Annotated in this window: 15 protein-coding genes and 1 riboswitch; of the genes, 1 reads left to right on the top strand and 14 read right to left on the bottom strand. The window is 57.7% G+C overall.

From position 1 onward, the window contains the following. Window positions 1-9: 9 nt before the first annotated feature. The 12 genes from cobS to PV433_RS05910 form a co-directional block, all read right to left on the bottom strand. On the bottom strand, window positions 10-822 hold the full coding sequence (gene cobS / locus PV433_RS05965) for an adenosylcobinamide-GDP ribazoletransferase (RefSeq protein WP_332071267.1): 813 nt from the start codon (window positions 820-822) through the stop codon (window positions 10-12). Further along, window positions 792-1916: an adenosylcobinamide-phosphate synthase CbiB gene (gene cbiB / locus PV433_RS05960; protein WP_332071266.1), complete on the bottom strand. Its 1125-nt coding sequence runs from the start codon at window positions 1914-1916 to the stop codon at window positions 792-794. Before cbiB ends, cobS begins: the two co-directional genes overlap by 31 nt. A 445-nt stretch (window positions 1917-2361) precedes the next feature. Further along, window positions 2362-2919 carry a bifunctional adenosylcobinamide kinase/adenosylcobinamide-phosphate guanylyltransferase gene (cobU, locus tag PV433_RS05955; protein WP_332071265.1) on the bottom strand — a complete coding sequence of 186 codons (558 nt, stop codon included), beginning with the start codon at window positions 2917-2919 and terminating at the stop codon, window positions 2362-2364. 23 nt (window positions 2920-2942) lie between these two features. Further along, window positions 2943-4001, bottom strand: coding sequence for a nicotinate-nucleotide--dimethylbenzimidazole phosphoribosyltransferase (cobT, locus tag PV433_RS05950; protein ID WP_332071264.1), 1059 nt, complete (start codon window positions 3999-4001; stop codon window positions 2943-2945). A 27-nt stretch (window positions 4002-4028) separates the two neighbouring features. Further along, complete coding sequence (locus PV433_RS05945) at window positions 4029-4850, bottom strand: ABC transporter ATP-binding protein (RefSeq protein ID WP_332071263.1); 822 nt, start codon at window positions 4848-4850, stop codon at window positions 4029-4031. 4 nt (window positions 4851-4854) lie between these two features. Beyond that, window positions 4855-5895: a FecCD family ABC transporter permease gene (locus tag PV433_RS05940; protein WP_332071262.1), complete on the bottom strand. Its 1041-nt coding sequence runs from the start codon at window positions 5893-5895 to the stop codon at window positions 4855-4857. Then, a complete protein-coding gene (locus PV433_RS05935; protein WP_332071261.1) occupies window positions 5896-6861 on the bottom strand; it encodes an ABC transporter substrate-binding protein in 966 nt (321 codons plus the stop codon). A 183-nt stretch (window positions 6862-7044) separates the two neighbouring features. Further along, window positions 7045-7254, bottom strand: a riboswitch (cobalamin riboswitch). A gap of 325 nt (window positions 7255-7579) precedes the next feature. Further along, on the bottom strand, window positions 7580-8143 hold the full coding sequence (locus PV433_RS05930; RefSeq protein ID WP_332071260.1) for a hypothetical protein: 564 nt from the start codon (window positions 8141-8143) through the stop codon (window positions 7580-7582). Window positions 8144-8263: 120 nt separating this feature from the next. Further along, complete coding sequence (locus PV433_RS05925; RefSeq protein WP_332071259.1) at window positions 8264-8653, bottom strand: hypothetical protein; 390 nt, start codon at window positions 8651-8653, stop codon at window positions 8264-8266. A gap of 100 nt (window positions 8654-8753) precedes the next feature. Then, window positions 8754-8903, bottom strand: a complete 150-nt coding sequence (locus PV433_RS05920; RefSeq protein ID WP_332071258.1) for a hypothetical protein — start codon at window positions 8901-8903, stop codon at window positions 8754-8756. Between the two features lie 321 nt (window positions 8904-9224). Continuing rightward, window positions 9225-9743 (bottom strand): hypothetical protein, encoded by a 519-nt coding sequence (locus PV433_RS05915; protein ID WP_332071257.1) that lies wholly within the window; start codon window positions 9741-9743, stop codon window positions 9225-9227. Window positions 9744-10247: 504 nt separating this feature from the next. Continuing rightward, entirely contained in the window at window positions 10248-11024 is a 777-nt protein-coding gene (locus PV433_RS05910) for a phytanoyl-CoA dioxygenase family protein (RefSeq protein ID WP_332071256.1), read from the bottom strand. 131 nt (window positions 11025-11155) lie between these two features. On the opposite strand from PV433_RS05910, the gene PV433_RS05905 reads away from it, so the two are divergent. Then, entirely contained in the window at window positions 11156-11947 is a 792-nt protein-coding gene (locus PV433_RS05905) for an AraC family transcriptional regulator (protein WP_332071255.1), read from the top strand. Window positions 11948-12089: 142 nt separating this feature from the next. On the opposite strand, the gene PV433_RS05900 is transcribed toward PV433_RS05905, so the two are convergent. Further along, window positions 12090-12371, bottom strand: coding sequence for a Spo0E family sporulation regulatory protein-aspartic acid phosphatase (locus tag PV433_RS05900; protein ID WP_332071254.1), 282 nt, complete (start codon window positions 12369-12371; stop codon window positions 12090-12092). 188 nt (window positions 12372-12559) lie between these two features. Beyond that, window positions 12560-13774 carry an aminotransferase class I/II-fold pyridoxal phosphate-dependent enzyme gene (locus PV433_RS05895; RefSeq protein WP_332071253.1) on the bottom strand — a complete coding sequence of 405 codons (1215 nt, stop codon included), beginning with the start codon at window positions 13772-13774 and terminating at the stop codon, window positions 12560-12562.

Genomic DNA, 13774 nt, shown 5'->3' with positions numbered 1-13774 from the left:
CCCCCTACTCTACCAATTCATCGCGATTACAGCCAGCAGCAGCACCGCGCACTCCAGAAACTCGACTAATGCTCCATAGGTATCCCCGGTCAGTCCGCCCAATTTGCGCGCCATCGAACGAGCCAACGCATAACCAAGCGCTCCCGCGATTACGACGAGTCCCGCTGTATACCCCAGCGCTTCCCACCAGGGGTAACGGAAGGCGAGCAGCGCGACCAAGCTCCCAGCGATCGCAGGAAGCGAGGCAACCTGAGCTTGAGAACGGGTTACGGAAGTAAATAAACTTCCGAGCCCTTGTCCTTCCCTCGCGTAAGGCCAGCCGGCAATTGCCCAAACGATGAACCACCGCCCCCACATCGGGGCAACGATCAGGAAGGCCAGCCACTTGTCCGAGTACGCCGCCATCGTGACCAGCAGCGAAAACTTCATAAGCAGCATCAGAACGCCGGCCACAACGCCCATGGCGCCTACCCGGCTGTCCTTCATAATTTCCAGCATCCGCTCCCTCGAACGGTGACTGAGCAACCCGTCGGCGGAATCCATCAAGCCGTCCAGGTGCAGCGCTCCGGTTACCGCCACCCACAATCCGAGTACGATAACCGCAGTTGGCGCCGAAGGGAGCAGCAGTTCCAGCAGCCACGCCGCAGCGGCCAGCATCGCGCCGAGCACGAGACCGACTACCGGGTAATACACGGTGCTCCGCCGAAACAGCTCGTCCGTATAATCCAGCTTCATCCGCACCGGTAGCCGCGTCAAAAACTGAAACGCCGACGCGCAAGCTCCCAGCTCCGTTACCCATACATTGTTGCGACCACTGCGCATAACAGCCCTCCTGCAACCAGATAACTTACCCCATAACATATTCGGATCGTGAGCACAATATCTCCCCGGCTTCGCTCACGGAGCGGCCAGCCCATGCGGGCACGGTCGCTGACGACGTCCCCGTAGCGGTTGAGCCCGCCGAGCTCGATTCCGATCGCTCCGGCTACGGCCGATTCCGGGATGCCACTGTTCGGGCTCGGGTGGCGCGACGCGAACGTTACGACCGATTTGGCCGCTCGAGCCGCCGACAATCCTTTGCCGAATGCGCAAACGCAAACGATCATCAGGCCGGTCAGCCGCGCCGGTATGTAATTGAGCACATCGTCCAGCCGGGCCGAAGCCCAGCCGAAATGCAAATATTTCGCGTTTTTGTAGCCGACCATCGAATCGAGCGTGTTCGCCGCCCGGTACAGCATCGCAAGCGGTGCGCCGCCCAGCAGAGCGAAGACGATCGGCGAGACGAAGGCGTCCACCGTATTCTCCGATACGGTCTCGACCGTCGCCCGGACAATTTCCGGTTCGTCCAGCCGCGTCGTATCGCGCCCGACGATGTAGCCGACATATTTGCGCGCATCCTCCATGTTGCCTTCGCTGAGCGGACGATACACCAGCATGGCGGCGTCCTTCAGCCCTTTGACGGCGATCGTCGTCGAGATGAACCAGACGTTGACCGCATACCCGAGCCAGGGATGAATTAGCAAACACAGCTTCACGATCACGAACATAACGGAAAAAGCCGCCCCGACCGTCAAAACAGTCAAAGCGACACCTTGAAGACGCAGCCGGCGCCGATCCGAAGGAGCGGTCTGCGCTTGGTGGGATGCGGCCGCAGGTGCCGGCGCAGCGGACTCCCCGGTCGCATTGGCGTGCTGTTCCGATGCAGCAGACTCCCGTGGGGCGGATACTTGTTGTTTAATTTCTCCGCTTCTCAGCCGTTTCTCCAGCCGGGAAATCAACCTGCCGATCCATATGACCGGATGCGTAGGCCAACGCGGATCACCGACGATCCAATCCACCAAGATAGCGGCGATCACCATCCAAGCCGTTTCTTGCCATGAAAACAGCAGCACCTTCATTCCCCCTGTTCCGCGCATCGCTCCGACGTCCGCCCTTGACAAACAACCATCCAACCATTCAGTCAGCCTGCCGGTCCGATCCGCCAGTACGTCTATCTTGCCAAGTCATCCGTCCTTCAATCTGCCGTCCCTATCAGGCTATCAGTCCGTCTAACTACTATCGGTGTGTCCGTTTGTCGTCTGTCCGCCCGGCTGTAGACTCTGCTCGGTTCGCACCTTAGTTTTCCAACTAATTGGCCGTAGTTGCAGCATTAATGCCTCGCTTTCATCACCAAGCGAATAGGAGGGAGCGATTTGCGATTTGCGACTCTAATTGTTGGTTTCAATCAACTCGTCGAGCGAATAAGAGCGGTTTGAGACCCTTATTTGTTGATTTCGATGATTAGCCGGCTGAATAAGAGCGGTTTGAGACCCTTATTCCACGCCCGTGCCGCGCGGCGCAAACCGCTCCGCACCCAATGTGTTACTCGAACCGGAAGGCCAGCCGCTTCAGTTCGACCGGGATGCCGCTCGTGACGAGGAATACTTCGCCGCTGACCTCGGCGATCCGCTGGTTCATCCGTCCCGCGAGATCGCGGTAGACGCGGCCCAGCTTGTACTCCGGCACGATACCGCTGCCGACCTCGTTCGTTACGAGCAGCACGGTGCCCGCGCAGCGGCGCACGGCTTCCGCCAGCTCGTCGATCCGCTCGCCGACGCGTTGCTCCATGTCGGCTTCCTGCTCGTAGCGGAACAGCCAGTTCGACAGCCACAACGTCAGGCAGTCGATCAGAACGACTTCCCCGACTCGCGGCTCGTGCCGGTGCAAGTAGTCCGCCACCTCCAGCGGCTCCTCGACGGTTTGCCAGGCAAACCCCGACTCGTCCCGGCGTTCCCGGTGCAGCGTCAGCCGTTCCGTCATCTCCTCGTCGAACGGCTGCGCCGTCGCGATATAGATGCCGCTATTCCCGAGATGGGCGGCATATCGTTCCGCGAAGGAGCTTTTTCCGCTCCGGGCCCCGCCCGTAATCAATACTTTCATGCCGAATCCTCGCCTCCGCCCGCTCAGTTCTCCGATACGCCGGCGCTTTCGAACGTCGCCATCTCGTTCATCAGCTTCATCGCCGCTTCCACGACCGGAAACGCCATCACCGCGCCGGTGCCCTCGCCCAGTCTCATATCCATCTGCAGTATCGGCCGCAGGCCGATATGCCCCATCAGTACCCGGTGTCCCTGCTCCTGGGACAAGTGGGACGGGATCATGTACGGCGCCGCCAACGGGGCCAGCCGCGAGGCGACCAGAGCCGCGGCGGACGAGATAAATCCGTCTACGACGACCGGACAGCGGTTCACCGCCGCGCCGAGAATAACGCCGACCAGACCGGCGATCTCCAAGCCGCCGACCTTCGCCAGCACATCAAGCGGATCGCCCGCATCCGGGCGGTTCACCTCCAGCGACTGCCGGATCACGTCGCACTTGCGCCGCATCCCTTCGTCGCCGATGCCGGTACCGCGGCCTACAGCGGTTTCGACGTCGGTGCCGGTCAGCGCTACCAGCAGCGCCGAGCTCGGCGTCGTGTTGCCGATGCCCATCTCGCCTGTCGCGAACATCCGGTAGCCTCGTTCCGCGAGCCCGTTCACGATGTCGATCCCGACGGCTATCGCCCGGACCGCTTCTTCCCGGCTCATGGCCGGCCCAACCGCCATGTTGTCCGTCCCCATCTTCACCTTCCGGCTGACCAGCCCCGGATGGCTCAGCTCGGCGTTCACGCCGATATCCACACAGACGACATCCGCTCCGGTATGGCGGGCCAGCACATTCACGGCGGCTCCGCCGTTCAGAAAGTTCATCACCATCTGAGGCGTGACCTCCGCCGGAAAGGCGCTGACGCCTTCGGCGCAAACCCCATGGTCTCCGGCCATGACAACGACCGCTTTCTTCGACAAATCCGGGTTCAGCTCTCCCGTGATGCCTGCGATCTGCCTGGCGATCTCCTCGAGCTTGCCCAGGCTGCCGGGCGGCTTCGTCAGCCGGTCCAGCTTGTGCGCGGCCGCTTGCTTCGCGGCCTCGTCCGCCGCCCCTATACGACTAACCATCTGTTCCAATAATTGCTGCGATTCCATGATGTGTTCGTCCCCTCCCGTACCCGGTTATTGGAATGGCAAAACGTGCTTGCGCTGCCCCATGTCCGCCTCCGGCAAGCCAGGCTGCAGCAGCAATTGAGGCGCTCCGGATACCGGATGCGCCGTGATGATCGGCTCGGTGCCGTATACCATGGCGATCAGCTCCCGATCGATTACTTCCCAGGGCGTACCGATTTTGACGATGCCGCCGCGGTGGATCAGCATCAGTCTGTCGCAATATTGAGCGGCCAGATTCAAATCGTGCAGAACGGCCACGACGGTGAGCGGCTGCTCGGATTGCCAGCGGCGGACCGTGTCCATCATCTGCACCTGGTAGCCGATATCGAGAAAGGTGGTCGGCTCGTCGAGCAGCAGCAGCCGCGGCTGCTGTGCCATCACTTTACCGAGCGCCACGCGCTGCCGTTCGCCGCCGCTCAAATATTCGAGCGACCGGTCGGCGAAAGGCTCCAGCTGCAGCTTCGTCAAAATGGCGTCGATCAGGCCGGAAAAATCGTCCGGCTCGTCCCCGAGCCAATTTTGAAACGGAAACCGCCCCATCTCAAGCACTTCGCGCACCGAAAAGCCGATCGGAGGCAGCGCATCCTGCTGCAATACGGCCAGCCACCGGGCAAGCTCCTTGCGGGCAAACGAACCAAGCGGCTTGCCGTCCAGCCGGATCTCGCCCGAATCGGCCCGGTCCACCCCCGATATGAGCTTCAGCATCGTCGATTTCCCGCTCCCGTTCGGCCCGATGATACCGAACGTCTCCCCTTCCTTCACGGCAAACGACACTTCCTCCAGGACGGTGCGGTTGTCGAACGACTTGGATATTCCTTTTACCTCGATCATACGATCAACCTTTCATCGTCTTCTTTTGTCTCGTGAGCAGGTAGGCGAAGAACGGGGCCCCGAGAAACGCCGTCACGACGCCGAGCGGAATCTCCGTCGGACTCAGCACCATCCGGGCGAGCGTATCGGCCCACAAGACGTAGATCCCCCCGAACAGGAGCGATAACGGAATAAGCAGCCGATAATCGGGACCGACCAGCAGCCGGACCAGATGAGGCGTAATCAGACCGACGAAGCCGATGACGCCGCACACCGATACGGCTACGGCCGTCAGCATCGTCGAGACGATCAGGACGTTCCGCTTCGTCCGGTCCACCTGGACGCCCAGATGGGCGGCATGCCGCTCGCCAAGTGCGAATAGATTCAGCGAACGGCCGTAAGGAATCAGGAAGACGGCGCCGATCACGAGGTACAGCGCAACGACCGTCGTATACGGCCAGCCCCGCAAAGCGAGACTTCCCATCAGCCAGAACAGGATTTCATTGACGACCTTGTTCGCAGACATCGCCACCATAAAGGAAACGAGCGCGCTTAAAAAGGACGAAACGACCACACCCGACAAAATTACCGTCTCCGTGCGGAACTTCCCTTGTATTCCGGCGAGCCGGAACACGATCCCTAATGTAATGCTGCCGGTAATAAAAGCGACGATTGGAATCGTCCAAATGCCGAATAAGGCATAATGAAGCCCGAATAAAATAAGAAACGCTGCTCCGACCGACGAGCCCGAAGCGACGCCGAGCGTATACGGATCGGCCAGCGGGTTGCGCAATACGCCCTGAAACCCCGCGCCGGCGATCGACAGCGCCCCTCCGATGAGTACGCCCAGCACAATACGCGGCAGACGAACCTTCATAATAATCTGCTCCGACGATTCAGGCCAGATGACCGGAACCGATTCCCCGAGCCACGGTACCTGCTTCAGCAAAATTCCCCACACATGGGGAATCGGAATCCGCGCAGAGCCAAGCGACAAGCTGACTACGACGGAAAGAAGAAGGAGCACGATGCCGGCTCCTCCCCATAACAGCAGCTTCTTCTTCATTTATTTCACCAGATCGGGATAAATCGCTTTGGCGACATCCGCAAGCGCCTTCGTGATGCGAGGTCCCGGGCGCGCCAGCAGACTGTCGTCCAGCCCGATCACTTTATTGTTTTTAATCGCATTGATTTTGTCCCAGCCACCGCGGCTGCGGATCGTTTTCTCCAGATCGGGAACGCCTTTGGCGAAGAAGATGACGTCCGGATTGGACTGGATGATCTTCTCTTCGCTGATCTGCTTCCAGCCCTGCAGGTCGGATGCGACGTTGACGCCGCCGGCCAGCGTGATCAGGTCGTCCATGAATTCGCCTTTGCCGACCGTCCAGCCTGGGGAAAATTCGATATATACTTTCTTCTTCTGGTCTTCCTTCAGCCCTTTCAGAGCGTCCGTGACCTGCTGCTTTTCCTTCTTCATCTGTTCGGCGACTTTCTCCGCCTGCGCCTGGGTATCTGTAATTTGTCCGAACAGAAGAACGCGCTCGATCGCGGCGTCAATCGTTTTCGGGTTCGTCTGGAACAAATTCAACTTCAGCTCGTTCAGCTTCGCCACCGAATTTTTGTTCAGCGACAGTCCTGCGAATACGATATCCGGATTAGCTGCGATAATCGCTTCCGGATTTCCTTGCAGATCGCCCATTTTCGGCTTGCTTTTCGCTTCCTCCGGGTAATCGTCGAGATTCGACACGCCTGCAATCTTGCTGCCGAGCCCCAGCGCGAACAGCACCTCCGTCTCTGTCGGAGACAGCGATACGATGCGTTCCGGCGCCTTCGCGAACGTAAACTCCTTGCCGGAGTCGTCCTTGATCGTAAGCGGGTAGGAAGTCTTTTTGCCTGCGGCTTCCCCGCCGGTTGCAGCCGAACCTCCGGTTGCCGGCGCCGGCTCCTTGACGCCCCCTTCTTGCTTTTGACCGCATGCCGCGAGCGCGAACGCAAGCGTGACGGACAGCAGAAGCATGATCAGCTTCTTCATGGTTGCTCCCTCTCCTTTAGAGTTACTCTCCTTGCACGAACGTTCCCCCGATTCCTCCGACCCGACTCACAAAAGAAAACCCCCATCCTAGACCGGAGGGGGGCAGCAAACACGGGTAATCGCGCATCCGCACGAATACATGAAATTCCCGAATGTTGCCGGCTCCTTTTCCTCGAAGGAAGCAGTGCATAAACGCAACAGGCAGGTCTCCTGACTCATAGGATGCGCCCTATAATCAAGCGCTGCTTCTTCCGCCTTCCCGTCTGCATCAGACAGTGGCCTAGTGGAGGAAGCTCCTATATCACAGTGGCGGGACCGTGTCGGACTTGCACCGACTTCCCTTTTAACCCGGTCGCATGCTGACTTCCGGGCACCTGTTGACAGCGATTCCTTCCGCAGCGGCGAACCGTCTGCGGACATCTTGCTTACGGATCGATTATAGGCTATATCCGGCGGGTTTACAATACATCTCGTACAAATGCCATGCGTGCCGCCAGCCGTTCCCCGCTCCCCATACGACCGTAATAAGCGGGTCCTCGTTATGAAAACCGAACCCGCCGAGTCCCCCTCCTGATTCCCTCTAAAATGTGCTCTCCATAGGTCGATTCCGGAATTCCGGTTCGCCGCGAGAGCCGGGCCCCAAGGACAAGCTGCGCAATGACAAAAAGCGCCCGGTTACCCAAGCGCTTAGGCTCTATCCATGCCTAGTTGTTATCGCTCACTGCCGCTGATCCGTAATTCCTGCATTCATCTGCCGGCTCACTTCCTGCAAAATCAGCTCCTCCATCTCGGGCACAAAGCGGCTCTTGAAGCCGATCGTGAACGGGTGATCCGCTTCGTATCCGCCCTCCTTGAGAATGCGGCGGGTCGGGATGTACGAATAAACGCCGTTGGAGTAACCAAGCACGATCAGCTTCCGGTCCGGGCAGCCGCGCTTCAGCATAAGCGAATATTCGGTCGGGATTTCGCTTTCCAGCGCTGCGAGCACAACCCGATCCGACAGCTTCCAGGTTTGCACATAGAGCGGAAGCTTCGTCTTCACGACGCCCCTTTGCTCCGCCTTGATCGTCCGCTCCGCCGCGCGGCGATAAAATTCGCCCGCCTCCCCGCTCAGCAACTGGGCCATCTTCCGCTCGTCGGGAGCCCCTGCGGACAAGTCGATGCTGGCCAGCTCCGAACGGAACGGACCTTCGATCCCGGCATACGTCCCATCCGTCAGGACACGGCCCACCTCGCTCGCCAATTCGTCGCCTGCGGCTTGCATCTCCGCGGTCGAGCACACCTTGAAGCGGCCGTCCTCTGCACTATGACGCGGCTTCAGATCGCCGGCGGCGCCTTGCAGGAAGACCGCGATCTCTCCGGGACGCTCGTCCTCCAGCCTGTGGCAGGCACGCCCGACGAATTAATACTTGATATCTTCGGTATAATCGATCGCGGCCGAGTCTTCGTGCCACTGATCCTGGGCGAGGCTGTAATTGCCCCGGCGCAGCTCCGGATGCTCGCCTGTCAAGTGAATCGAAGCGTGCGTGTGCGTGAAGTGGAGCAAAATATCGGCTTCTTCCAGCCCGAACCGCTCGCCGAGCGCCTTTTTGACACCGAGCACGAATCCCCTGTCCGCTCCGAGCGCGTCGAAGACGACAAGCAGCAGATCCTTGCCGCCCTCCGAGAGCAATACGGCTTTGACGTACAGCTCGTCGAGCAGTCCTTCGCTTTTGCGGGTTCTTGCCCCGAATCCGGCCATAAATACAGGCTGCGGCGGTGTCATGCTTTGCTTCATTACCGCAAACTTCATCTTCCTCCACTCCTTCGCCAACTTGATGATTACGAAGCACCGGCAACAAGTCCGATCTGCCGACTGGACGCTCCTACATACCTTTCACCGGAACCGCCCCTTACTCCTTCAACGAGCCCAGCATCGCGCCTTTGACAAAATGACGCTGCAGCAGCGGGTACACGATCAAAATCGGAAGCGTCGCAAATAATACGATGCCCGCCTTCATTTGTTCCGGCGTGTACAAGCTCGCGATCTCCTGAGCCGACATCGAATCCTGCACCTGTCCCTCGATGACCAGATTGTGTTGATTTTGGGTGTTGCGTGGCTTCCATTTCGGGCATCTCTACCTGCAAAATCCGCCCTGGGCGGGTCGTCAAAAGTCTGAATCGCACAAAAAGAGGCTGTTCCAAAAGTCATTTTGCGATTTCTTGAGCCCGCTTAGAACCAATTTTCCTTGAGAAAAAAGACCCCAACTTCCACTTTAGTGTGGAAATTGAGGTCCTTTCGCGTTCGGAAATGGGGATGTTGCTATGTCAAGCGAACACTGTCGGGACAGCCCCTCCTATTCGATTCATCCAACGCGTTCCGCCTATTTCTCCGCCATCGCTTTCAAAACCTGCTTCGCTTTCGCTTCCTTGTCCTTGACGCGGACGGTGATGAACGCGACCACTTCTTCGCCTTTGTAACCTGCATCCTTCAGCAGTTTCGTATCTTTCAGCGGAATGCCGACCAGCGTCCCGTTGTGTACGCCCTCAGGGAAATCTTCCTTCTTGAGCGTATCGCCGAGATCGATCATCCCGTCTTCCTGTTTGAATGCGTCGAATTGGTCTTTGGGCAGAACGAAAATGCCATGGTCGCCCGCCGCGAGCTCGACGATCATCTTCTGCGGCTCGAAGATCGGACTGACGCTGAACGTTACGGTTGGGGTTTCCCCCAGCTTGGCCTGCAGTGCATTTTTGAGCTCGTCCTGTTTGTTAAACGGCGAATTTTGCGGGAACATCATAAAGACGGAAATATCCGCCTTCTGCCCTCCGCATGCGGTCATCAGCACCGCCACGATTATTAGAGCCGCAGCCAGCAGACCCGCCCTCCGGAATTTCGCTTTCATCTGGTCTTTCCCCTCCACTCGTCTAAAAAAACTTCTTGTTCTATGATAGCATGCGGAATCGCTAAACGAAAGTTGGAGGACGGCCGCCGTCCGGCCTCGCCAGCGCTTCCTGCAGGCTTCGTCTGCGAATAAGGAAAACCGTCCGGAAGCGTCCGGACGGTCCTTTGACGTGCAAACCGATACGCTAACGCGTGAAAGGGAATGGGTCCCCCCCTTCCTTCGCTCCAGCCGCTCGCCCTCAGGTCGTGTTGTCTTTTTGCGGTGGTATCGCTAACGAACCCAGCAACCGTTATCAGAGCCGAATGCGAGTGTTTGAATTTGTAACGAACTCTCGTATCGTTATTTCCGCAAATCGGATCGTTTTTTCTCCACTTAGGGTTCAATAACGATCCCCGGATTCGTTACGTCTGGAATAACGTCGTTTTTCAGCAATAAGCACCCTACGATTCGTTAGGCTTTCCCTTCCTCCGGCGAACCGGAAGACTGGAGCGGACCGAAATCCATTTATTTGAAATATACGTTTTTGAGGCTTTTCTCGTCCCGGCCGACCGTCGCATACCGGTAAAAGTGCTGGTAGTGCGCTTTGTACAGCTGCCCGTTTTTCGAGGGCGAGTACGTTAAATACAGCTGGCGGCGGCTTACACTCGCCGTATTCGGACCGCTTCTGTGCGGAGTGAACGAATGGAATAGGATCAGATCGCCCGGATGCGTCTCGACGATTTGGCCTTTGGACAGGTCGATCTCGGCGATTTCCTCCTGATTCATATTGCGCAGCACGCCCGGAGTCGAACGGAGCCGGTCATGATAGCCGGGAAACAGCTCGAGTCCGCCGTTCTCTTCCGTCGCTCCGTCGATCGCCACCATAACGGAGATCAGCCCCTCCATCGGAAAGCCTTGCCACCACGCGGCATCCTGATGCATCGTATAACCCGCTACGCCGGGCAGCTTGAAAATCAGCTTATCTTTAAACAGCAGCGGCTCATCCAGATACAGGTCCCGCAGCGGCGACAAAATTCTCTCGTCCTGCGCCAGATCGCGAAACACGGGAGACAGATCGTGCACCGGATCGTATTTCTCGATAACAGACGTGCCGTCCGGCATTTTCCGGTAACCGACCCGCAGGTTGTCCGGGTGGATGTAGTCGTCCAGACTGATCAGCCGCTCGCACTCCTGACGCCAAACCGCCGTCTCCTTTTCGGAGAAAACCGACCGGAGCACCAGATACCCGTTCTCGCGATAATCGTTCAACTGCTCATACGTAAGAAAGCTCTCCATTCTCATCTTCCGCACTCCCTTTACATATCTTATTTTCGCATTTCTTGATATCATAATAAAGGATAGGTTTCCTGTTTTACATGCATCAACTTCTTATCTTTCATATCCTTTTTTGTGCGGAAGGGAGGCAAGCGGAGATGGAGCAGTCGTTTCAGGTAGAGATGGTCCGCTGGTACTACAGCTTGACCAAGCGTCCCTTTTTGATGCCGGAGGATATGTACGAGCACTGGGTGATTTTGGCCGCGGACGAAGGAAGCTTCCATTACCGGATCGGGGACGAGGCGGGGATGGCTAAGTTCGGGGATATCCTCTTGTGCCCTCCGAATGTAAAGCTGCACCGCAAGTCGGACAAACCGCTGTCGTTTCTGTTCGCCGAATTCAGCTGGAGAAATGCGGCCGGACAACCGATGGAGCCCGGACCTCAGCTTCCTTACGGCAAAATATCGTTTCACCGCATTAACCGATATTCCTCTACTTTCGACTGTGTACGGGAGATGTCCAATAAAGAAACGCGCGACAATTTCGCCTACAGGCAGCATCTGGTCACCGACATGTTGTTTCTGTACGCAGCGGAGCGGCAGGATGAGCAGTCCCTTCGTTACACGAAAGACCCGGCGATTCGGACGGCCGCCCTGTACATCCAGAACCACGCCTACGAGCCGATCTCGCTGAAGGAGCTTGCGGACCACGCGTGCCTGAGCCAGTCTCAATTCTCCCGCCGGTTTCAGGCCGCCGTCGGCCAGTCGCCGATCGCGTATCTGACCGCACTTCGGATGAAACGGGCGCGCAGCCTGCTGATCGAAACCGAGCAAACGCTGGAGAAGATCGCGATCCAGTGCGGCTACCAGAACGGCTTTTACTTAAGCCGGGTTTTTACGGCGACGTACGGCATTAGCCCGTCTGAGTTCCGTAAGTCTTACCGCATCTAGAAGCGCCGGAGTATTCCACCAAAAAGGGAAGCTCAGCTTAGCAGCCTATTCTTATTCCCATTCCTATTGGGGGAGCCCCCCTTATCCGCAGGAAGTAGCTATGCCTGGTTTCTCATACAACAAAAAAAGAACCAGGTTTCCCCTAGTTCTTCTGCATCATTCTCATATAGTCGTTGATTTTATCATCCAGAATCCGGCTTACGGTCATCACATCGTCGGAGGTTAAACTTTCGCAGCGTACGAAAGCATCCTCCATCCTTCTTCGCAAGCTCGTTATTTCGGCTTCCAGCGCAATCGCGGCTGACGCAGCCTGTGACCGGGACTTGCGTCTCTCTCGGATTGGCCGCCGTGCCGATTGATGCTTCTCGATGGTGACGCGAGCGTCCTGCGACGCCCCGTCTATTCCGATGTCCGCAGCTATCACAGCTAACCCTCCCTGTCACCTGCTGAATGCGAGATATTTCCATTATACCAAATGAAGAGGGAAAGTGTAATGTATTAACAATAGAACAACACTAAGCAGGACGCCGGAGCCAGAGTACCCCCGGACTTCGGTTTTGTGCCCGTGAGGGCCGCACCGAGACGCAAGCCTGGCCGACGCCGCTTACGGCGTCAACCGTTTAATTTGCGAAGAAAACCGTCGATCCGATGGATCGCTTCCTGCAATTGAGAGACGGACGTGGCATACGAGCAACGGATGAATCCTTCGCCGCCGAGTCCGAACACATGCCCGGCTACGGTCGCCACTTTGCCTTCCCGCAACAGCCGCTCGCAGAACTCGTCCGAAGAGAGTCCGGTCGAAGTAATCGACGGAAATACGTAAAACGCTCCTTGCGGTTCATGGCATTCGAGTCCGATGTCGCGGAATCCTTTGACGACCAGGCGGCGCCGTTGATTGTAAGACTCCATCATCCGGTCCTTTTCCTCCATGCCGCGGGTAAGCGCTTCATAGGCGGCGATCTGACCCATGACCGGTGCGCACATCACGGTGTACTGGTGAATTTTCAGCATGGCGGAGATCAGATCCTGGTGTCCGCAAGCGTATCCCATCCTCCAGCCGGTCATCGCAAACGCTTTGGAGAAGCCGCTCACGAGAATGGTGCGGTCCTTCATCCCGGGCAGCGAGGCGATGGACACATGCTTGGAGCCGTAAGTCAGCTCGGCGTAGATTTCGTCGGAGATGACGAGAAGATCGTGCTCCTCGACAATTTTGGCGATCGGCAGCAGATCCTCATAGGTCATAATGCCGCCCGTCGGATTACTCGGGTAACATAAAATAAGTACTTTGGAACGCGGCGTAATTTTGGCCTTCAGCGCTTCCGGCGTCAGCCTGAAGTTGTCTTTGGCGAACGTCTCGATTCCGACCGGGACTCCGCCCGATATCGCGGTAATCGGCGCATACGGAATGTAGCAAGGCTCCGGCACGAGCACTTCGTCGCCGGGACAGATGAACGAACGAAGAGCCAGGTCGATCGCTTCGCTGCCGCCGATCGTCACCATCACTTCGTTCCTGGGCTCGTAAGTGACGGCAAACTGGGTATGCAAATATTCGGCGATCGCTTCTCTCAGCTCCAGCAGGCCGGCATTGGGGGTATACGTCGTGCGTCCTCTCTCGAGCGAAGCGACAGCCGCTTCCCTGACATGCCAAGGCGTTACGAAGTCGGGCTCGCCTACGCCAAGCGAGATAATCTCTTTGTTGCCGCTGGCCAAATCGAAATATTTCCGGATGCCCGAAGGCGGCATATCGTCGACCAGCGGATTCAAAAACCGTTTTACCGAACCGGATTCCCGGTACTTCTCTATGGTGGATTGCTCTTGTTTAATCAT

The organism is Paenibacillus sp. GYB004 (assembly GCF_036577605.1).
In the GTDB taxonomy this organism is placed as follows: domain Bacteria; phylum Bacillota; class Bacilli; order Paenibacillales; family NBRC-103111; genus Paenibacillus_AB; species Paenibacillus_AB oceani.
This window is presented reverse-complemented; position numbering and strand designations above follow the sequence as displayed.

What these genes read in the sequence shown, in the direction of transcription:
- cobS (WP_332071267.1), bottom strand. Translation starts at nt 822, where the DNA reads ATGCGCAGTGGTCGCAACAATGTATGGGTAACGGAGCTGGGAGCTTGC.
- cbiB (WP_332071266.1), bottom strand. Translation starts at nt 1,916, where the DNA reads ATGCGCGGAACAGGGGGAATGAAGGTGCTGCTGTTTTCATGGCAAGAA.
- cobU (WP_332071265.1), bottom strand. Translation starts at nt 2,919, where the DNA reads ATGAAAGTATTGATTACGGGCGGGGCCCGGAGCGGAAAAAGCTCCTTC.
- cobT (WP_332071264.1), bottom strand. Translation starts at nt 4,001, where the DNA reads ATGGAATCGCAGCAATTATTGGAACAGATGGTTAGTCGTATAGGGGCG.
- PV433_RS05945 (WP_332071263.1), bottom strand. Translation starts at nt 4,850, where the DNA reads ATGATCGAGGTAAAAGGAATATCCAAGTCGTTCGACAACCGCACCGTC.
- PV433_RS05940 (WP_332071262.1), bottom strand. Translation starts at nt 5,895, where the DNA reads ATGAAGAAGAAGCTGCTGTTATGGGGAGGAGCCGGCATCGTGCTCCTT.
- PV433_RS05935 (WP_332071261.1), bottom strand. Translation starts at nt 6,861, where the DNA reads ATGAAGAAGCTGATCATGCTTCTGCTGTCCGTCACGCTTGCGTTCGCG.
- PV433_RS05925 (WP_332071259.1), bottom strand. Translation starts at nt 8,653, where the DNA reads ATGAAGTTTGCGGTAATGAAGCAAAGCATGACACCGCCGCAGCCTGTA.
- PV433_RS05920 (WP_332071258.1), bottom strand. Translation starts at nt 8,903, where the DNA reads ATGTCGGCTCAGGAGATCGCGAGCTTGTACACGCCGGAACAAATGAAG.
- PV433_RS05915 (WP_332071257.1), bottom strand. Translation starts at nt 9,743, where the DNA reads ATGAAAGCGAAATTCCGGAGGGCGGGTCTGCTGGCTGCGGCTCTAATA.
- PV433_RS05910 (WP_332071256.1), bottom strand. Translation starts at nt 11,024, where the DNA reads ATGAGAATGGAGAGCTTTCTTACGTATGAGCAGTTGAACGATTATCGC.
- PV433_RS05905 (WP_332071255.1), top strand. Translation starts at nt 11,156, where the DNA reads ATGGAGCAGTCGTTTCAGGTAGAGATGGTCCGCTGGTACTACAGCTTG.
- PV433_RS05895 (WP_332071253.1), bottom strand. Translation starts at nt 13,774, where the DNA reads ATGATTAAACAAGAGCAATCCACCATAGAGAAGTACCGGGAATCCGGT.